Genomic DNA, 21,653 nt, shown 5'->3' with positions numbered 1-21,653 from the left:
GATGAGTTTAGAGAATATAGTAATTAAAGATGCGAGAGTGAATAATCTGAAACATATAGATTTGACGCTTCCTAGAGATAAGATGATAGTGTTCACAGGAATATCAGGATCTGGGAAATCATCTCTTGCTTTTGATACGATTTATGCAGAGGGACAAAGGCGTTATGTAGAGTCATTGTCATCATATGCAAGACAATTTTTAGGACAAATGGATAAACCGGATGTTGAGTCTATTGAAGGTCTTTCACCATCAATTTCTATTGATCAAAAGACAACAAATAGGAATCCAAGATCAACAGTTGGTACTGTAACAGAAATTTATGACTATTTAAGACTTTTATATGCAAATGTTGGAGTTCCACATTGCCCTGTTTGTGGAGAAGAAATCAAAGCCATGTCTATTGACCAAATGGTAGACAAAGTAATGGAACTTGAGGATAGAACAAAAATTCTTCTATTGGCTCCAATTATAAAAGGGAAAAAGGGAGAACATAAAAAATTATTAGAAAATATAAAGAAACAAGGGTTCTCTAGAGTAAATATAGATGGAGAAGTAATTGATATTACTATAGATGATGTTAATTTAGAAAAAAATATAAAACATAATATAGATATAGTAGTAGATAGATTAGTTATAAAAGAAGGACTTGAATCAAGACTTACATCATCAATTGAAACGGCTTTAGGTCTAGCTGATGGGAAAGTCGAAATTGATGTAATTGATGGAGAGTCATTTTTAATGTCTTCAACATTATCTTGCCCTAATGGGCATATGTCATTAAGTGAAATTTCACCACGTATGTTTTCATTTAATGCACCATTTGGAGCGTGTGAAAACTGTGATGGATTAGGATATCATAAGTCAGTAGATCCAGAATTGGTGTTTTCTGATAAGTCATTATCTATTGCAGAAGGGGCTGTAAGGCCATTTGCATCATCAAAAAAGGGAACATATTATTATGAAATATTTAAAGAAATTGCAAAGAGAAATGGTTTTGATATAGATACTCCAATTTCAAAAGCTCCTAAAAAAATGCTTGACGATATTTTATACGGAACAGATTACAGCATGAATATTCGATTTGAATCACATTTTAGTAGCACCGGAAATAGAACCTTAAAATGGGAAGGAGTAGTCGAAAATCTTGCTAGAAGACATGATCAAACTTCATCTGAATCTATGAAGAATAGAATAGATGAATTTATGTCTGAAAATGTATGTGAAGTTTGTCATGGTAAAAAACTTAAACCAGAAATTTTAGCGATAACTATAGATGGAAAAAATATTATTGATATAACAGATTTATCAGTAAATGAAAATTTTGAATGGATAAATTCGTTAAAATTTGGCGAACAAGATAATATAATTGCTGAACCGATTTTAAGAGAAATAAAGGCAAGGGTTGGTTTCTTAAAAGAAGTAGGACTTGAATATTTAACATTATCAAGATTTGCGGGTACATTATCTGGGGGCGAATCTCAAAGAATAAGGCTTGCGACACAAATAGGAGCAGGTCTTGTAGGGGTAGTTTATGTTCTTGATGAACCTAGTATTGGGCTTCATCAAAGAGATAATGATAAATTATTAGCTTCTCTTAGAAATTTAACTGATTTAGGAAATACCTTGATCGTAGTAGAGCATGATGAAGATACTATGAAAGAATCCGATTTAATTGTGGATATAGGTCCTGGAGCAGGTGTTCATGGTGGAAAGGTAATATTTAAAGGGACATATGAAGAAATTTTAAAAGATGACTCAATTACAGGGCAATATTTATCAGGTAGAAAATTTATTCCAGTACCAAATGAAAGAAGAAAACCAACAGGAAAAATAACTATTAAAGGTGCTAGAGAAAATAATCTCAAGAATATTGATGTTGATATACCTCTAGGTGTACTGACACTAGTTACAGGGGTATCTGGTTCAGGAAAGTCTTCATTGATAAATCAAATTTTATATACTGGACTTATGAAAAAACTTCATGGTTCAAGACCTATGCCAGGTGAACACGATGAGATCACTGGTTATGAAGAAATAGATAAGATAATTGAGATTGATCAAAATCCAATTGGTCGTACACCAAGATCGAATCCAGCAACATATACTAAAACATTTGATCATATAAGAGATGTATTTGCTATGACTAATGAAGCTAAAATGCGTGGATATGATAAAGGTAGATTTTCATTTAATGTAAAAGGTGGTCGTTGCGAAAATTGTGGTGGAGATGGTGTAATAAAAGTAGAAATGCATTTCTTACCAGATGTCTATGTACCTTGTGAAGTATGTGGTGGTAAGAGATATAATCGTGAAACATTACAGGTTAAGTATAAAGATAAGAATATCGCAGATGTTTTAGATATGACTATAGAAGAAGCATTAGAATTCTTCAAAAATCATGAACCAATAAGAAAGAAATTACAAACCTTAAATGATGTTGGACTATCATATATTAAACTTGGACAACCAAGTACACAATTATCCGGTGGGGAAGCTCAAAGAATTAAATTAGCTTCTGAGTTATCAAAGAGATCAACTGGAAATACATTATATCTATTAGATGAGCCTACAACGGGATTACATTCTGCCGATATTCATAAATTAGTAAAAGTATTAGATGAATTGGTGGAAGGTGGAAACACAGTAGTAGTTATAGAACATAATCTTGATGTCATAAAAACAGCGGATTATATAATTGACTTAGGTCCAGAAGGCGGAGATGGAGGCGGAACAGTAGTAGCATGTGGAACTCCAGAAGAAATTGTAAAAGTGAAAGAATCTTATACAGGACAATTTTTAAAGCCTATATTAGAGAGGGAAAAATAAAGTTTTAGGAATACCTAAAAAAATACTTTACAAAGACGAAATAACATGCTATACTAAATTAGTAAAGATGTAAAAACTTGTAATTTACATCTTAAAAATAAATAAGGAGAAAGCATGAAGAAGAATAAATTTTTAGTATTAGCACTAGCTTTGGTGCTGTTATTAGTTGGTTGTACAAAAGGCAATAGTGGAACACAAAATGATGACGGTAAGAAGAAAGTTACAGTTACAACAACTTTCTTACAAGACATGGTTAATGTATTAGCAGGAGATAAAGTTAATACTGAACTTATAATCCCAGCGGGAGAAGATCCACATTTATATGTAGCTAAACCAGGAGACCTATCAAAAATAAAAGATGCGGACTTAGTTTTATATCATGGCTTACATTTTGAAGGTAAGATGGTAGATGTGCTAGAAGAATTTGGTGTTAATGTAACATCAGATTTTAGTGAAGAAGAAATCTCAGAATTTGATCAAGATGGTGAAATGGTAGATGATCCACATTTCTGGTTTGATTTAGGATTATACGAAAAGGCAATGCACAATGCTGCACAAGCATTAATTAAATTATTGCCAGAAGAAAAGGAAACTATATTAGAAAACTTAAATAATTATGGTGATGAATTAGTTAAATTAGATAAAGAAATCAAAGAAAAATTAGCAAGCATTGAAGAAGGTGGAAAGTATTTAGTTACTCCACATGATGCATTTAATTATTTCTCAAGAGCATATGGTATGGAAGTTATAGCACCACAAGGTATATCAACAGATTCTGAAGTTGCGAGTTCAGATATTGAAAAAACAGCTCAATTTATAGTTGATCATAAGATAAAAGCTATATTTGCAGAGTCAACAACAAATCCAGAAAGAATGAAGAAATTACAAGAAATTGTTAAATCAAAAGGATTCGATGTTAAGGTTGTAAGTGGAGATGGAAATGAATTATTCTCAGATTCATTAGCTCCAAAAGGGCAAGCTGGAGATAATTTCTTAGATATGTATAGACATAATGTGGATTTAATCGTAAATAATTTAAAATAATCTACTATAATATGTAATTAGAAAATTGGAGGAAATATGGAAAAAAAATCCATTATTACAGTTAAAGAGTTACAGGTATCTTATCAAGATAAAACTGTTTTAACAGATGTGAATTTACACATTCCCGAGAATAGTAGAACAGCAATAGTTGGCCCGAATGGAGCCGGTAAATCAACTTTAATAAAAGCGATACTTAATCTTGTAAAACCTGACAAAGGTGAAATAAAAATTATGGGTAAAAGCCTTAATCAAGTAAGTAAAAAGATTGCATATGTTCCTCAGAGAAGTGGAGTTAATTGGGATTTTCCAGCAACAGTATTTGATGTTGTTATGATGGGAAGATATGCACATCTTTCCATCGGGAAAAGACCGACAGAAAAAGATAAAGAAATTGTTATAGAAGCTCTAGAAGAAATGGGGATGCTAGAGTTCAAGGATAGACAAATTTCTCAATTATCTGGTGGACAAAAGCAAAGAGTCTTTTTGGCGAGAGCATTGGCGCAACAAGTAGATCTGTATATTCTGGATGAGCCTTTGACAGGTGTTGATACAACAACAGAAGAAATTATTATAAAAAAGTTCAAACAACTTCAAGATGAAGGAAAAACAGTTGTTGCAGTTCATCACAATTTAATGACTCTTAATAAATACTTTGATTATTTAATAGTTTTAAATAATGATGTGAAGGTACAGGGAGAGATGTTAGAAGTAAACACTCCTGAGAATTTAGAAAAGGCATATAGGATTTAATATGGAAATTTTAACTAGTTATTCATTTAGAATCATCGCTATGGGTACTGTTTTATTAGCTATAGTATCTACAGTTGTTGGTAGCATCAATGTATATAAGGGTCAATCTCTAATTGGTGATGCTATGGGACATTCAACATTTGCGGGGATAGTATTGGCGTATATGATGTTTCAAACAAGAAATCCTATTGTACTTTTAATAGGTGCGATGTTGTCAGCAGCATTAGCTTATCTCTTAATTGAATATTCAAATAGAAATTCAAAAATTGGATTGGATGCTAATTTAGCAATATATTTATCAGGATTTTTTGGGATTGGTATGGTATTGAAATCATATATACAAGGTAATCCGAATTTCGAAAATGCTTCACAATCAGGATTGCAAAACTATATATTTGGACAAGCGGCTTATTTACTAGAGCTTGATGTGAAATTAATTGCTATAGCGACGGTTATTTGTCTATCTATAGTACTTTTATTATTTAGAGAGTTTAAGATTTATTTATTTGATAGAGAATTTGCTCAAATTGCTCAACTTCCTATAAAATTGATGGATTATTTAGTTTTATTTATGACTATATTAGTTATAGGTGTAGGAATTAAGGCGGTGGGTGCGATATTGATAAGCTCATTTTTAATTGTCCCATGTATTAGTGCAAATCAATGGACAAATAAATTTTCAATGGTTATGATATTAGGTGCTATATTTTCATCAATCTCAGTATTGATTGGGTCTTATATTTCAATGTTATATACTGGATTATCAACAGGTCCTAGCATAATTATAGTGTCAGGAATAATTTGTGGACTTTCATTTTTATTAGGTAAAAATGGTATCTTTAGAAGAAGAGGTGATATTCAATGATTATTTCACTTTATGTTTTAATATTAACTTCAATTTCATGCAGTTTGCTTGGAGTGTTTTTAATATTAAGAAAAATATCTATGTTGACAGATGCGATAAGCCATACTGTTTTATTAGGAATTGTTATAGCGTACTTTTTTGTTAGAGATTTAAGTTCTCCTTTTTTAATAGTAGGAGCAGCAAGTACAGGACTTTTAACAGTTATATTAGTTGAGTTATTAGGTAAGTCAAAACTTGCCAAATATGAGGATGCAATCGGGATTATATTTCCAGTTTTATTTTCAATAGCTGTAATATTAATAAGTAGATATTTCAGTTCAGTACATTTAGATATAGATATTGTATTACTCGGAGAAGTAGTATTTGCTAGTTTAATTAAGACTACTGTATTTGGAATAGAAGTTCATAAAGCGATTTTGCATGGTGCTATAATGTTATTTATAATATTAACATTCATAATAGTGTTTTATAAAGAGTTAAAAACTTCTACATTTGAACCAGATTATGCAGCGTTACTTGGTATACCAACAGGGTTTATATTCTATTCATTAATGACACTTACATCTTTTACATCAGTTGTTTCTTTTAATAATGTTGGGGGTATATTAGTAATATCATTTTTCATTGCTCCAGCAGCGACAGCTTTGATATTAAGTAAAAGGCTGCATCATGCATTAATATTGTCAGCAATAATTTCTGTATTTAACTGTGCTATAGCTTATTTGTTAGCAGTTCATTTTAATGCGTCAATGTCAGGAATGTGTGCATTTATTAATACTATTACATATTTATCAGTATTAATATTTACTAAACTATATAAAGAGAAAAAAGTGGAAAGGGCAAAATATGACAAAAGAAGCTCTAATATATAATCCCCAAAGAGAAGAATATCTAATTAGTATCTTTAAATTAATGCAAACTGAAGATAAGATTACTAATAAAATGTTAAGTGAAAACTTAGATTTAGCTCCATCATCAGTTACGGAGATGCTAAAAAAATTAAAAGAAGAAGGATTTGTAGAAAAAGGGAAGAGTAATAGATTAACTCCAGAAGGGGAGGATATAACTAAAAAAATTCTTTCTAAGCATAGACTATGGGAATATTTTCTTGAAAAAACTTTAGAATTTGATTGGAAAGAAGTTCACGAACACGCACAAAAGTTTCAATCAGTTACCAATGACGATATGTTAGAAAAACTAAACAAATTTTTAGGATATCCAGAATATTGTCCACATGGCTCAACAATATATATTAATAATGAAGAAACAAATGATGATTTGATAAATATGTCAGAAGCAAAAATTAATACCAATTATATTGTAAGACGTATAAGAGACGAAAGGACATTATTAAAGTATCTTGAGAAGATAGGTCTAAAGATTGGAGAAAAGATAAAAATAATTGAATTTGAACAATTCGATGATTCAGCTATAGTAGATATAGAGGGAGAAAAGATAAGCGTTTCTTCTAAAGCTTATAAACTAATTTATTTAAAAGAAGTTCATCATTAATAAATAATGGATATTTATGGTTAAATTTATGAAAATGTTTCATATATTACAAAAAGTTAACTTTTAAAAAATAAAAGTTGACTTTTTTGTTTTTTATTGATATATTTATTGAATACTAAATAAAAAATAATAATGGAAATTTGCGCTATTTTTTATTTTTATTGAGAAGTTTGTTACTGTTTAAACGGTTGTAATCCGCTTGTTATATACGATGAGAGGTGGCATATATGAACAATCATACAGAGTTGTATGGTAGAAGAAAAAGAGAAAGTTTTTCTAGGATTCCAGAAGCATTGGCTTTGCCTAATTTATTAGATATTCAAAAAGGCAGTTATGAATGGTTTTTAGACAAAGGTCTAAAAGAAGTATTTGAAGATATTTCTCCTATAACTGATCATTCAGGAAATATTCATTTAGAATTTTTAAACTATAAATTTGATGATGAACCAAAATATTCTGAACAAGAGTCCAAAGATAGAGATGTTACATATTCTAAGAAAATGAGAGTAGATGTACGTCTTATTATATTTGATGATGGAAAAGTTAAGGAACTTAAAGAACAAGAAGTTCTTATGATGGATGATTTTCCTTTAATGACAAAAAATGGGACTTTTATTATAAATGGTGCTGAGAGAGTAGTGGTTTCTCAGTTAGTTAGATCACCCGGCGTATATTATAGTGAAGATTTTGATAAAAATGGTAAAAAGATTGTTGCGTCAACAGTTATTCCTAACAGGGGTGCTTGGATAGAATATGACACAGATGCAGCAGGTGCTTTAACTATTAGAATAGATAGAACAAGAAAGCTTCCTGCAACTACTCTTATTAGAGCTTTAGTTGTAGAGTCAGATGATGAAATAAAAGAATTATTCGGAGAATCACAAGTATTAGTAGATACTCTTGAAAAAGATACATCTGATACAAAGGATAGAGCTTTAATTGAAATCTATAAAAAATTAAAACCTGGGGATCCAGCTTCTGTTGAAGCTGCAACTTCACTTTTACACAATCTATTCTTTGATCCAAAAAGATATGATTTATCAAAAGCAGGTAGATATAAATTTAATAAAAAATTAGCTATTAGAAATAGAATTAGAGAAAAATATGCTGCAAAAGATATAGTTGATGAATATGGAGAAATATTAGCATCAAAAGGTGATTTTATATCTTTAGAAAAAGCTATTGAAATTGAAAATGCAGGTATTAATTCTGTTGATATATATGCAAATGATGAAAATGATAAAGTAGTTAGAGTAGTGGGTAATCACTATGTTGATATAAATGTATTTGATGAAATTAAAGGATTAGATTTAGAAGAGTTAAGATTATCAGAAAAAGTATTTTATCCTGAAATGAGAAGAGTAATTGAATTATTCACAGATGAAATGACTGATAAAGAAAAAGTTAAGCTAATTGAACAAAATAAAGAAACAATTTCAGCAAATATCATAACTATTGAAGACTTAATTGCGTCATTCTCATATCAATTAAATCTATACGAAGATGTTGGAGAAGTTGATGATATTGACCATTTAGGAAATAGAAGAGTTAGATCAGTTGGCGAATTATTACAAAACCAATTTAGAATTGGTCTTTCAAGAATGGAAAGAGTAATCAGAGAAAGAATGACAACTTCTGATACTGCAATGCTTACACCGCATAGTTTATTAAATAATAGGCCGGTAGCTGCAGCTATAAAAGAATTCTTTGGTTCTTCTCAATTATCACAATTTATGGACCAAACAAACCCAATTTCTGAATTAACTCATAAGAGAAGATTATCAGCTTTAGGACCTGGTGGTTTGTCTAGAGATAGAGCAGGTTATGAAGTAAGAGACGTTCATTCATCTCACTATGGTAGAGTATGTCCAATTGAAACTCCAGAAGGACCAAACATTGGGCTTATTACATCACTTACAACTTATGGAAGAATTAATGAATATGGATTTATTGAAACTCCATATAGAAAAGTAATCAAAGGCGAAGGAAAAGTTACTGATGAAATTCATTATTTAACAGCAGATGAAGAAGATATATTTATAAAAGCACAAGCTAATGAACCGCTTGATGAAAACAATGTGTTTATAAATGACAGAGTTTCTTCAAGAGGACTTAATGCTGTTAACGACTTGTATTTGAGAGAAGATATTGATTATATGGACGTTTCTCCTCAGCAAATTGTATCAGTTGGTGCGGCTCTTATTCCTTTCTTAGAAAATGATGATGCTACTCGTGCGCTAATGGGTGCGAACATGCAAAGACAAGCAGTTCCTTTACTAAAGGCAGAAGCTCCAATTATAGCTACAGGTATTGAGCATAGAACTGCAAAAGATTCAGGTGTTGTAATAGTTGCGAAAAATTCTGGAACAGTTAAATATGTTGGTGATGAAAAAATTCAAATACTAAAAGACACTCCTGATGAAGAAGGAAAATATGATGAATATCAAGTGTTAAAATTCAAAAGAGCTAACCAAGGTACTACAATAAATCAAAGACCTATAGTTAAACCTGGAGATCATGTTGAAGCAGGAGAATTAATTGCAGATGGTCCTTCAACAGATTTAGGAGAATTAGCACTTGGTAAAAATATTCTTATAGCATTTATGACATGGGAAGGATATAACTACGAAGATGCTATGTTATTAAATGAAAAATTAGTTATTGATGATGTTCTTACATCAGTTCATATTGAAGAACATTCAGCAGAAGCTCGTGAAACAAAATTAGGGCCAGAAGATATTACAAGAGATATTCCATCAATCGGCGAAGATATGAGAAAAGATCTTGATGAAAATGGAATTATTAGAATCGGTGCTGAAGTTCAAGCGGGAGATATTCTTGTAGGTAAAGTTACACCAAAAGGTGAGACTGAATTATCACCAGAAGAAAGATTATTAAGAGCTATATTTGGTGAAAAAGCTAGAGAAGTAAGAGATACTTCATTGAGAGTACCTCATGGTGAATCTGGTGTTGTTGTAGACGTTAAGAGTTATTCAAGAGAAAATGGAGATGAATTATCACCAGGCATCAATCAAGTAATAAGAGTTTATATTGCTACAAAGAGAAAAATATCAGTCGGAGATAAAATGTGTGGTCGTCACGGTAATAAAGGGGTTGTATCCAGAATACTACCAGTGGAAGATATGCCGTTCTTACCAAATGGAGATCCAGTTCAAATAGTTTTAAATCCACTTGGTGTTCCTTCACGTATGAATATCGGACAAGTACTTGAAGTTCACTTAGGTATGGCAGCTAAGAAATTAGGTTGGCATGTAGCTACACCGGTATTTGATGGTGCAATGGATTATGATATAGAAGAAGCTTTAGAAAAAGCTGGTTACGATAAATCTGGTAAGATTCAATTAAGAGATGGTAGAACTGGAGAAAAATTTGAAAATCCAGTTACAGTTGGATACATGTACATGTTGAAACTTCACCATTTAGTTGATGAAAAAATTCACGCTAGATCAACAGGACCATATTCATTAGTTACTCAACAACCACTTGGTGGTAAAGCACAATTTGGTGGACAAAGATTTGGGGAAATGGAAGTTTGGGCATTAGAAGCATATGGTGCAGCTCATACATTACAAGAGATGATGACAGTTAAATCTGATGATATAAATGGTAGAGTTAAGACTTATGAAGCTATCGTTAAAGGTGAAAATATACCTGAACCAGGTACACCTGAATCATTTAAGGTATTAACTAAAGAACTACAAGCCTTAGCGTTGAATGTTAAATTATTAGATGAAAACAATAATGAAGTTGTATTAGCAGAAAACACTGATGATTATGACGATTATCGTCAAATCGAAAGAATGGCTGATAACGAAAAAGAAGATTACCCAGAACAATCATATATTAAGTAAGTTAACGAAAGGAGTACTTCTTAATGACAATTTTTAATTCAATTCAAGTTGGCCTAGCTTCACCAGATATGATGAGGGACTGGTCAAGAGGAGAAGTTAAAAAACCTGAAACTATTAACTACAGAACATTAAAGCCAGAAAAAGAAGGTCTATTTTGTCAAAAAATATTTGGACCAGTAAAAGACTATGAATGTGCATGCGGTAAATATAAAAGAATAAGATATAAAGGTGTTATTTGTGAAAAATGTGGAGTTGAAGTAACAAAAGCTAAAGTTCGTCGTGAGAGAATGGGACATATTGAGCTTGCAACACCAGTATCACATATTTGGTATTTCAAAGGAATACCATCAAGAATGGGACTAGTTTTAGACATGAGTCCAAAAGTTTTAGAAAAAATATTATACTTTGCTAATTATGTAGTCACAGATCCAGGTGATATAGAAGAAATTGCTTATAAACAAGTTCTAACAGAAAATGAATATAATAAATTATATTTAGAATACGGTGATGAATTTGAAGCCGGAATGGGTGCTGAAGCAATTGAAAAATTATTAGAAGATATAGATTTAAAAGAAACACATGATGAATTAACTGAAGAATTAGAAACTGCTACAGGACAAAGAAAATTAAGAATTTACAGAAGACTTGAAGTTATAGAATCATTCTTACAATCAGGAAATAGACCTGAATGGATGTGTCTGCATGTAATTCCAGTAATTCCACCAGATTTAAGACCTATGGTTCAACTTGAAGGTGGTAGATTTGCTACATCAGATTTAAATGATTTATATAGAAGAGTTATCAATAGAAATAATAGATTAAAAAGACTATTAGAAATTGGTGCTCCAGATATCATCGTAAGAAATGAAAAGAGAATGCTTCAAGAGTCTGTTGATGCTCTTATAGACAATGGTAGAAGAGGAAAACCAGTAACAGGTGCTTCAAATAGACCATTAAAATCATTATCTGATATGCTTAAAGGTAAAACAGGTAGATTTAGACAAAACTTACTTGGTAAGAGGGTTGACTATTCAGGTCGTTCCGTAATCGTAGTAGGACCAGAGCTTGAAATGTATCAATGTGGTTTACCAAAAGATATGGCATTAGAATTATTTAAACCATTTATAATGCAAAGATTAGTTGCAAATGATGAAGCTAAAAATATTAGATCAGCTAAAAAGATGATAGAAAGAAAAAATCCTGTTGTATGGGGAGCTCTTGAAGAAGAAATAAAGGATCATCCGGTTCTTCTAAACCGTGCTCCTACACTGCATAGACTTGGTATTCAAGCTTTTGAACCAGTTCTTGTAGAAGGAAAAGCTATCAAATTACATCCGTTAGTTTGTACAGCGTATAATGCGGACTTTGACGGTGACCAAATGGCTGTTCACGTACCACTATCAGCAGAAGCTCAAGCAGAAGCAAGACTTCTTATGATGAGTACAAATAATATTTTAGCTCCTAAAGATGGAAAGCCAATTACAACACCTACACAAGATATGGTTTTAGGATCATATTATTTAACTCTTGATTTTACAGCTAAAGAAACAGATTTTGTATTTTCTAACTACGATGAAATGATAAAAGCTCTTGAAAACAAAGTTATAGGATATCATGACATAGTTAGTGTAAGAGTAAAATTAAATGAAGAAGATAATGGAAAGATAGTAAAATCAACAGTTGGTAGATTTATATTTAATCATGAAATACCACAAGATTTAGGATTTGTTGATAGAAAGAAAGATCCATATTCATTAGAAATTGACTTTATTGTTGATTCTAAGATTCTTTCACAAATTATTGAAAAATCATTCCATAAATATGGAAATATAAGAACTGCAAGACTTCTTGACTATATCAAACAAACAGGATTTAAATATTCAACAAAAGCTGCAATCTCAATTGGTATGGCAGATATTATAACTCCAGAAGATAAGAAAGAAATATTAAAAAAAGCTGAAGAAAAAGTTGTAGATATTGAAGACCATACAGATATGGGGATGTACACTGAAGAAGAAAGATATAATCAAGTAATTAGTACATGGGAAAAAGCTACCGATGAAATAACAGATGCTTTATTGAAAAACTTAGAAAAGACCAATACTATTGCAATCATGGCAAATTCTGGTGCCAGAGGTTCTATAAGACAAATTAGACAATTAGGTGGTATGCGTGGTCTTATGGCGTCAACAACTGGTAGAACTATTGAAATTCCAGTTAAAGCGAACTTCCGTGAAGGGCTTTCAGTACAAGAATTCTTTATTTCTACTCACGGTTCTAGAAAGGGACTTTCTGATACAGCGATTAGAACAGCGGACTCAGGTTACTTAACTAGAAGATTAGTAGATGTTTCTCAAGATGTAATAGTAAGAGAAGAAGATTGTGGTACAGATTCATATATTGTTGTAAAAGATATACTTGAAGGTAAAGAAGTTATCGAACAATTAAGAGATAGAATCGTTGGTAGAACTTCGTTTGAAGATATATTAAATCCAGCTACTGGAGAAATTATAGTTCATAAAAATGAAATCATTGATGAAGAAATGGCTGATATCATAACAAAAGAACATGAAGTTGAAAAATTCGGTGGTGAAGCAGAAATAGTTAAGATTAAAGAAGTTAAAATTAGATCTGCTTTAGAATGTAGAGCTGAACATGGTGTATGTAGTAAATGTTATGGTAGAAACCTTGCTACAGGAAAGAAAACTAATATTGGTGAAGCTGTTGGTATTATTGCAGCACAATCAATTGGTGAACCTGGTACACAGTTAACCATGCGTACATTCCACTCAGGTGGGGTAGCAGGAGGTGGAGCTATTACTCAAGGTCTTCCTAGGGTTGAAGAGTTATTTGAAGCTAGAAAACCTAAAGGACAAGCTGTAATAGCAAAACAATCAGGTACAGTTACAATTGATGATTCAGAAGAAAGAATAAAAGTATTTATAAATGATGGAGAAGAAACATCTAAGTATTTATTACCATTTGGTATAGGAACCGCTAGAAATATTTCTGAAGGTTCACATATTGAAAAAGGTGATAAGATTACTGAAGGTTCAATTAATCCACATGATTATTTAGAATTACTTGGAACACAAGCGGTTCAAGACTATATAATTAAAGAAATCCAAAAAGTATATAGATTACAAGGGGTAGATATTGATGACAAACATATTGAAATCATCATCAAACAAATGCTACAAAAAGTAAATATACTTGATCCGGGTGATTCAGATTTATTAATAGGAACATTACAAAATAGAAGACATGTAATTAAACTTAATGAACAATTAAGAAGTGAAGGTAAGAAGGAAGTTGAATACGAAAATATATTATTAGGTATTACAAAAGCATCTATTGCTTCAGATTCATTCTTATCAGCAGCTTCATTCCAAGAAACAACAAAAGTTTTAACTGATGCATCTATTAAAGGTAAGAGAGATGATTTAATAGGACTTAAAGAAAATATAATCATTGGTAAATTAATACCTGCGGGTACTGGTATATCAAAATATTCTGAAGTTAAAATTAACTTACCAGAAGATGAAAATTTAGAAGTTGTAAGTGAATAGTTTAATTAATGGATAAAACTAGGATAGTCGAAAGACTGTCTTAGTTTTTTTTTTGGAAGTTTTATATTAAATAACATATTTAAATTAGATTATTTATTATTACAAAATTGTAATTAAAAAGATTTTTGACTGTGCTAAAATATTAATAATTGAAGATTAATCTATCTGGAGGTAGATATGTCAGAGCTTATAAAAGTGAATAATTTACATAAAATCTACACTATGGGTAGCGAAAAAGTTCACGCTTTGAATGGTATAAATTTGAGTGTTAATGAGGGAGAAATGATTTGTTTGCTTGGACCATCGGGTTCAGGAAAATCAACATTATTAAATGCATTAGCAGGACTTGAAAAACCTGATAAGGGTGAAATAATAGTTAAAAATATACATCTTGAAAAACTTAGCGAATCACAAATTACACTATTTAGAAGTTTAAATGTAGGATTCGTGTTTCAGACTTATAATTTAATACCAACATTAAACTCTTTAGAGAATGTAAGTCTTGGGTTGATGTTTAAGGGTGTAGAAAAGAAAAAAAGAGAAAAAATGGCTAAAGAAATATTGATTAAAGTTGGATTAAAAGAGAGACTTTATCATAAACCTAATCAATTATCAGGTGGTCAACAGCAAAGAGTAGCAATTGCAAGAGCTTTTGTAGGAAATCCAAAAATTGTATTTGCGGATGAACCAACAGGAAATTTAGATACACATACAAGTTACGAGATTATGGATTTAATTAAAAAAATATCTAAAGAAAATAATCAAACTGTAATTATAGTAACACATGATGAAGAGATGACAGAATATGCAGACAGACTTTTTCATATGAGAGATGGACAAATAGAAAGAATTGCTCACAATACTTCAGTCAAGGAGAATGTTAATGGAAGATAATGGAATAGAAATATTAAATAAATTAAAAATAAAAACTTTTCTCTATGACTTAGATAGTAAATCTATTGTTAAAGAAGACGATTTAAGAATAGATAAAGAATATCTTTTAATAACAGATATATCTAATAAATCTACTAGTGAAATAGACTTTAAAAGTATTGATTTAAAATTATATGATGAAAGTAAGTCTTTAGAAAATATTGAATATCCAATTCAAAAAGGATACTTAGAAAATAAATTAAAATCAGGAAATAATTATTTAGTATCAAAAATAAAGATGAAACAAGATATTTCGAAGTTTTTTACTTCAGATAATATTTCTTCAAAAATTTTATTGAATAGAATAGATGGAAATCAAAATTTAATTACCACTAATTTTAAATCAAATATATTGTTAAAACAAAAAGATTCAGATTTATTTTCAACTACAAATTCAAATTTATTGATGAATATTGAAAATAAAAAAGTAAATATCATATTTTCGGATGATATAGATAAAAAACTTATTGAAAGCATATTATCATTAAAAAGAGATTCTGTTGCTGAAAAAGAAACAGAAAAAGAGAAACCAAAGGAAACGGAAAAAGAAAAAATAAAGGAAACAGAAAAAGAAAATATAAATAATCCAGAAAATGAATCTAATACTGGAGAGAATAGCATAGGAGATTATGATATGGGAGAAGAAACAATAAGACCAGATGATGGCGAACAATTGGTATCTGTAAAGAATAAACCAAAATTAATAGTTTCAAATTATACATTAACACCTGAAATGGTAAAGGCTGGAGAAGAATTTAAATTAAATCTTACTTTTTATAACACAAATTATGAAAAATCAGTAAGGAATATTAAAATAACATTAAATGGTTCAAGTTCAACGGTTGGAGCAAATGGTGAACAGTCATCTGGATCAGTTTTTACACCGGTAAACTCCTCAAATACTTTTTACATTGGAAGAATATATTCAGAAAGTTATGATACAAAAGAAATAACACTTAAGACATCTCCAAATGTTCAAGCACAAAATTATTCTATGGAAATCAAATTTGAATATGAAGATGCAGATGGAAATGAATACACTGCTAGTGAGATTATTGGTATTCCTGTGGTTCAAACATCAAAAGTATTATATGGTGATGTATCAGTTTCGGAAGGAGTTGATGGGCAACCAATCAATTTAAGCATGGATTTCTACAATATAGGGAAAGATGCTTTAACAACATTTATGGTTACGGTAGAAGGTAAAGATTTTACAATAAGTGGAAATCAAAGATATTTTGTAGGAAATTTCACTCCAGGTTCATCAGATAGTTTTAATACAGAAATAGTTCCAAGTAAAAGTGGAACTATAGAAGGTAATGTTGTAATAACATATGAAGATTCAACAGGAAAAGAACATAGAGAAGAAGTTCCTTTTAAATCAGAAGTTCAAGGAGAAAGCGATATAGTAGATCCTGGATTTACTCCAGAAGAAGGGCAAATAATTGAAGATGATAATATGAATCAAACACCACTATATCAAAGACCATCACTTTGGATTGGAGTAGCTATATTAATAATAGCAATTACATTTTTTGTGCGTCGTCGATCAAAAAATAAAAAAGAACAAGAATTTTTAGATTTAAATGAGTAATATTGATTTATTTAAATTAGCTTTTAGTAATTTGTTTAGAAGAAAATCGAGAACTTTTTTAACAGTTTTATCTGTTGTGATAGGAGCTGTTTCAATAATTTTAATGCTTTCAATTGGTTTTGGGTTTCAAAAACAACAAGAATCTTTTATAGAGTCTCAAGGAGCTTTTAATACGATTACGCTTTACTCAACAAATTACATAGATCCAGAAAGTTCAGAATCTAAACCGACGACAGGTATAATAACCGATGAGATTCTGAAAAAAATAGAAAAAATGAAACATGTAAAATCAGTTCTTCCAGTAGAAACGTTAAATGACAGATTTCAATTTAAAACTAAAAATATTGAATTATTTGCAGATATTCAAGTATTTCCAAAAGAATATATAACTAAAGATATTAAAACTGAAAATGGTATATCTTTAAAGGATCTAAAAGCAGGAGAATTTGTAGTAGGTAAACAGGTTGAAGTTGTAAAATTCGATAAAAAAAGTGGTAATATGGAGCCGGTTTCTGATTTTGATTGGCAAAGAGAAAAGGTATTTATAGGAATAGGCGAAAAGAATATAGAAGATAGGGTAACGGGTCAAGTATCAGGAAAAACATACGAAGAATACAAAATGAAATTTGCAGGAACTTTAGAAAATGCAGAAGGATTACGTGAAAACGCCATTTATGTTTCAAGAGATACAGCTAAAAAAATTGAAGAAATTAAAAAGAAAATTGAAAAAAATTTAAATCCTGATGATAAGCCTACAAATAATAATAAAAAGAAAAATACGAAGATTACTTATTCACAAGCTGAAGTAACGGTTGACAATTTAAACAATGTAAAAGAAGTGTTTGATACCATAAAAGAAGAATATAAACTCGAAGGATATTCAAATCAAGAGTTGATAGAAGGTCAAAAGGGACAAATGCTTTTAGTTCAAGCGGTATTTGGGGGTATAGGATCTATAGCTTTATTTGTAGCAGCAATTGGTATAACAAATACAATGCTTATGTCTATTCAAGAAAGAACTAAAGAAATCGGGGTTATGAAAGTAATAGGAGCTCAAATAAAATATATAAGAAGAATGTTTTTATTTGAAGCTATGTCAATAAGTATTATCGGGGGAATAATTGGTGTAATAATATCATTTGGTTCTTCGATATTAATTAATAATTTTTATCAAAATAATTTTCAAGAGTTTACTCCTCCTGGAGCATTTAAAGGAATAAGCTATTTACCAATTTGGCTGCCAGTACTTGCTTTAGTGTTTTCAGCATTTATTGGTTTAGTATCTGGATATTTACCAGCTAAAAAGGCAACTAAATTATCAGCTATTGAAGCGATAAGGACAGGATAATTTAATATAAAAAAAAAGTGATTCATTTAGATGAATCATTTTTTTTATAGTTAGAAAAAAATATCTAAAAATAATAAATCAAGATAATTACAATACTTGACATTAAATATATCTAATGTTAAAATAATTAAGTCAATGGATAATTGCGTCAATTTTCAGCTATTCATTGAAATCAACTACTTGTTGATATATAAATCTAAAGGAAAGGGGGAACGGTATGCCTACAATTAACCAACTAATTAGGAATAGTAGAAAGAGCGAAAGTAAAAAATCTAATACTCCAGCGTTAGGTTACAATTATAATACTCTTAAAAAGAGAAATACTAAAAGTAATTCTCCACAAAAGAGAGGAGTTGCTACATCAGTACGTACAGTAACACCTAAGAAACCTAACTCAGCTTTACGTAAAGTTGCCAGAGTAAGATTAACAAATGGTGCTGAAGTTCTATCATATATTCCAGGTATCGGACATAACTTACAAGAACACTCTGTTGTACTTATAAGAGGTGGTAGAGTAAAAGACTTACCAGGGGTTAGATACCATATCGTTAGAGGAGCATTGGATACAGCTGGTGTTTCAGGAAGAAAACAAGCTAGATCTAAATATGGTGCTAAGAAGGCTTAGTATCTAACAAAGTTAAATAAATAAGAGTGCTTTTGTTTAGATTTATATATCAACAAGCACTTATCGAGTAAAATCGAGTACCAATGAATTATTTTTTATGGTAAGGAGGGAAGAAAAGTGCCAAGAAAGAATAGCGTTCCAAAAAGAGACGTTCTACCAGATCCAATATATGGAGATAAGGTAGTAACAAAGCTTATAAACAATGTAATGCTTGACGGTAAAAAAGGTGTTGCTGAGAAAATTGTTTACGGCGCATTTGAAAAAGTTGCAGAAGCAACAGGTGAAGATGCATTAGAAGTTTTTCAAAAAGCTTTAAACAATGTTATGCCACTTCTAGAAGTTAAAGCTAGAAGAATTGGTGGTGCAACATATCAAGTACCAATGGAAGTTAGACCTGCAAGAAGACAAACTTTAGCTTTAAGATGGTTAGTTGGATTCTCAAGAAATAGAGGAGAAAAAACCATGGTAGAAAGATTAAGTAAAGAAATTATGGATGCAGCTAACAATACTGGTTCAAGTGTTAAGAGAAAAGAAGAAATGCACAGAATGGCTGAAGCTAATAGAGCTTTTGCACATTTCAGATATTAGTTAATTATTAAGGAGTGAAAAGTGCCAGATATTAGTTTAGAAAAAATTAGAAATGTTGGGATAATGGCTCACATTGATGCTGGTAAAACTACAGTAACTGAAAGAATATTATTCTATTCAGGTAAAATCCATAAGATGGGTGATACACACGATGGTACTGCAATAATGGACTCCATGGATCAGGAAAAAGAAAGAGGTATCACAATTGCTTCAGCTGCAACAACAACATACTGGAAAAATCATAAGATTAATATAATCGATACTCCGGGTCACGTTGACTTTACAGTAGAAGTAGAAAGATCTCTTAGAGTTCTTGATGGTTCTGTAGCATTATTTGATGCTAAGAGCGGTGTAGAACCACAATCTGAAACAGTTTGGAGACAAGCAGACAAATATGGTGTACCAAGAATCTGTTTTATCAATAAAATGGATGCTACAGGTGCAGATTATATAATGGCAGTAAATACTATCAGAGACAAATTAAAAGCTAATGCAGTTCCTATAGAATTACCAATAGGTAATGCTCATGATTTTAGAGGAATTATCGATTTAGTTAAAATGGACGCTGTAGTATATGATGCAGATGATGAAACAGGAGTATCAATGAAAGAAGTTGAAATTCCTGCAGAACAATTAGAATTAGCTCAAGAATACAGAGAAAAACTTTTAGAAACTATAGCTGAATCAGATGAAGACATTATGATGAAATTCCTAGAAGGGGAAGAAATCAATTCTGATGAATTAAAAGAAGCTATAAGAAAAGCAACTATAAATAGAAATATTTATCCAGTTCTTTGTGGATCAGCGTACAAAAATAGAGGGGTACAATCTTTAATAGATGCAATGGTAGATTATTTACCATCTCCTTTAGATATTCCAGCTATTAAAGGTACATTACCAACTAAGACTGAAGAAGAAGAAAAAGTTGAATCTGAAAGAAAACCTGATATCAATGAACCATTTGCAGCACTTGCTTTTAAAGTTGTTGCAGATCCATATGTTGGTAAATTAACATATTTCAGAGTATATTCAGGACATATTGAATCAGGATCATATGTGTATAACTCAACAAAAGGTAAAAGAGAAAGATTAGGCCGTATAATTGAAATGCACTCAAACCAAAGAAATGAATTAACAGAAATTTCTGCTGGTAATATTGCTGCAGCAATCGGTCTAAAAGATACAACTACAGGGGATACACTATGTGATCAAGATAAACCAATTATATTAGAAAACATGGAATTCCCAGAACCAGTTATATCTGTAGCTATTGAACCTAAAACAAAAGCTTCTCAAGAAAAGATGGGTATTGCTTTAGGAAAATTAGCTGAAGAAGATCCTACATTTAAGACTTATTCAAATGTGGAAACTGGACAAACAATAATTGCTGGTATGGGTGAATTACACTTAGAAATTATCGTAGATAGATTATTAAGAGAATTCAAAGTAGAAGCAAATGTTGGTAATCCACAAGTATCATATAGAGAATCTATAACTAAAGAAGCAGAAGGTGAAGGTAAATTTGTACGTCAATCTGGTGGTCGTGGTCAATACGGTCATGTAAGATTGAAAATTCAACCTAATGAACCAGGCAAAGGTGTTGAATTTATCGATGCTATTGTCGGTGGTGTTGTTCCTAGAGAATACATCGGATCTGTTGAAAAAGGTGTTAGAGAAGCTTGTGATGCAGGAGTATTAGCAGGATATCCACTATTAGATATTATAGTTACTTTATATGATGGTTCATACCACGAAGTTGACTCATCAGAAATGGCATTCCAAATTGCAGGTTCAATGGGACTTAGAGATGCTGTTGAAAAAGCGGGTCCAGCTTTATTAGAACCAATTGAAAAAGTAGAAATTGTAACTCCAGAAGAATATCTTGGAGACGTAATGGGAGATGTTTCTTCCAGAAGAGGTAGAGTTGATGGTATGAGCACTAGAGAAGGTGTTCAAATAGTAGATGCATTTATACCACTATCAGAAATGTTTGGTTATGCAACATCATTAAGATCAGCTACTCAAGGACGTGCAACTTATTCAATGCAATTTGACCATTATGAACAAGTTCCACAAAGTATAAAAGAACAAGTATTGGAAGGTAAAAAGTCATAATAAATTTTTAG

Annotated in this window: 14 protein-coding genes; all 14 read left to right on the top strand. The window is 30.9% G+C overall.

Annotation, left to right across the window (positions count from 1 at the left end; translation table 11 throughout):
• Window position 1: 1 nt before the first annotated feature.
• The 14 genes from uvrA to fusA all read left to right on the top strand — a co-directional run bounded on the left by uvrA (window position 2) and on the right by fusA (window position 21,642).
• Entirely contained in the window at window positions 2-2,827 is a 2,826-nt protein-coding gene (gene uvrA / locus G534_RS0101735; RefSeq protein ID WP_027347580.1) for an excinuclease ABC subunit UvrA, read from the top strand.
• 114 nt (window positions 2,828-2,941) lie between these two features.
• The gene (locus tag G534_RS0101730) at window positions 2,942-3,871 is read left to right on the top strand and encodes a metal ABC transporter solute-binding protein, Zn/Mn family (RefSeq protein WP_027347579.1); all 930 of its coding nucleotides are present in this window, start codon (window positions 2,942-2,944) and stop codon (window positions 3,869-3,871) included.
• A gap of 36 nt (window positions 3,872-3,907) precedes the next feature.
• Entirely contained in the window at window positions 3,908-4,621 is a 714-nt protein-coding gene (locus G534_RS0101725) for a metal ABC transporter ATP-binding protein (RefSeq protein WP_027347578.1), read from the top strand.
• A gap of 1 nt (window position 4,622) precedes the next feature.
• Window positions 4,623-5,486: a metal ABC transporter permease gene (locus G534_RS0101720; protein ID WP_027347577.1), complete on the top strand. Its 864-nt coding sequence runs from the start codon at window positions 4,623-4,625 to the stop codon at window positions 5,484-5,486.
• Window positions 5,483-6,358: a metal ABC transporter permease gene (locus G534_RS07635; protein WP_051177375.1), complete on the top strand. Its 876-nt coding sequence runs from the start codon at window positions 5,483-5,485 to the stop codon at window positions 6,356-6,358. The genes G534_RS0101720 and G534_RS07635 overlap by 4 nt, the downstream gene beginning before the upstream one ends.
• Entirely contained in the window at window positions 6,333-6,998 is a 666-nt protein-coding gene (locus tag G534_RS0101710) for a metal-dependent transcriptional regulator (protein WP_027347576.1), read from the top strand. The genes G534_RS07635 and G534_RS0101710 overlap by 26 nt, the downstream gene beginning before the upstream one ends.
• Window positions 6,999-7,225: 227 nt before the next feature.
• Complete coding sequence (gene rpoB, locus G534_RS0101705; RefSeq protein ID WP_027347575.1) at window positions 7,226-10,870, top strand: DNA-directed RNA polymerase subunit beta; 3,645 nt, start codon at window positions 7,226-7,228, stop codon at window positions 10,868-10,870.
• Window positions 10,871-10,893: 23 nt separating this feature from the next.
• Window positions 10,894-14,439: a DNA-directed RNA polymerase subunit beta' gene (rpoC, locus tag G534_RS0101700; protein ID WP_027347574.1), complete on the top strand. Its 3,546-nt coding sequence runs from the start codon at window positions 10,894-10,896 to the stop codon at window positions 14,437-14,439.
• A gap of 177 nt (window positions 14,440-14,616) precedes the next feature.
• Window positions 14,617-15,333: an ABC transporter ATP-binding protein gene (locus tag G534_RS0101695; RefSeq protein ID WP_027347573.1), complete on the top strand. Its 717-nt coding sequence runs from the start codon at window positions 14,617-14,619 to the stop codon at window positions 15,331-15,333.
• Window positions 15,323-16,966, top strand: a complete 1,644-nt coding sequence (locus G534_RS08325; protein WP_051177374.1) for a COG1361 S-layer family protein — start codon at window positions 15,323-15,325, stop codon at window positions 16,964-16,966. The genes G534_RS0101695 and G534_RS08325 overlap by 11 nt, the downstream gene beginning before the upstream one ends.
• Window positions 16,959-18,314, top strand: a complete 1,356-nt coding sequence (locus tag G534_RS08320; RefSeq protein WP_051177373.1) for an ABC transporter permease — start codon at window positions 16,959-16,961, stop codon at window positions 18,312-18,314. Before G534_RS08325 ends, G534_RS08320 begins: the two co-directional genes overlap by 8 nt.
• 217 nt (window positions 18,315-18,531) lie before the next feature.
• Window positions 18,532-18,939: a 30S ribosomal protein S12 gene (gene rpsL / locus G534_RS0101680; RefSeq protein ID WP_027347572.1), complete on the top strand. Its 408-nt coding sequence runs from the start codon at window positions 18,532-18,534 to the stop codon at window positions 18,937-18,939.
• Window positions 18,940-19,056: 117 nt separating this feature from the next.
• Window positions 19,057-19,527, top strand: a complete 471-nt coding sequence (rpsG, locus tag G534_RS0101675; protein ID WP_027347571.1) for a 30S ribosomal protein S7 — start codon at window positions 19,057-19,059, stop codon at window positions 19,525-19,527.
• Window positions 19,528-19,548: 21 nt separating this feature from the next.
• Window positions 19,549-21,642 carry an elongation factor G gene (fusA, locus tag G534_RS0101670; protein ID WP_027347570.1) on the top strand — a complete coding sequence of 698 codons (2,094 nt, stop codon included), beginning with the start codon at window positions 19,549-19,551 and terminating at the stop codon, window positions 21,640-21,642.
• The last annotated feature ends 11 nt before the right edge of the window (window positions 21,643-21,653 follow it).

This window comes from Helcococcus sueciensis DSM 17243 (genome assembly GCF_000423145.1).
In the GTDB taxonomy this organism is placed as follows: Bacteria; Bacillota; Clostridia; order Tissierellales; family Peptoniphilaceae; genus Helcococcus; species Helcococcus sueciensis.
Note: the sequence above shows the minus strand (reverse complement) of the source record. Positions and strands in the feature narration are given on the sequence as shown.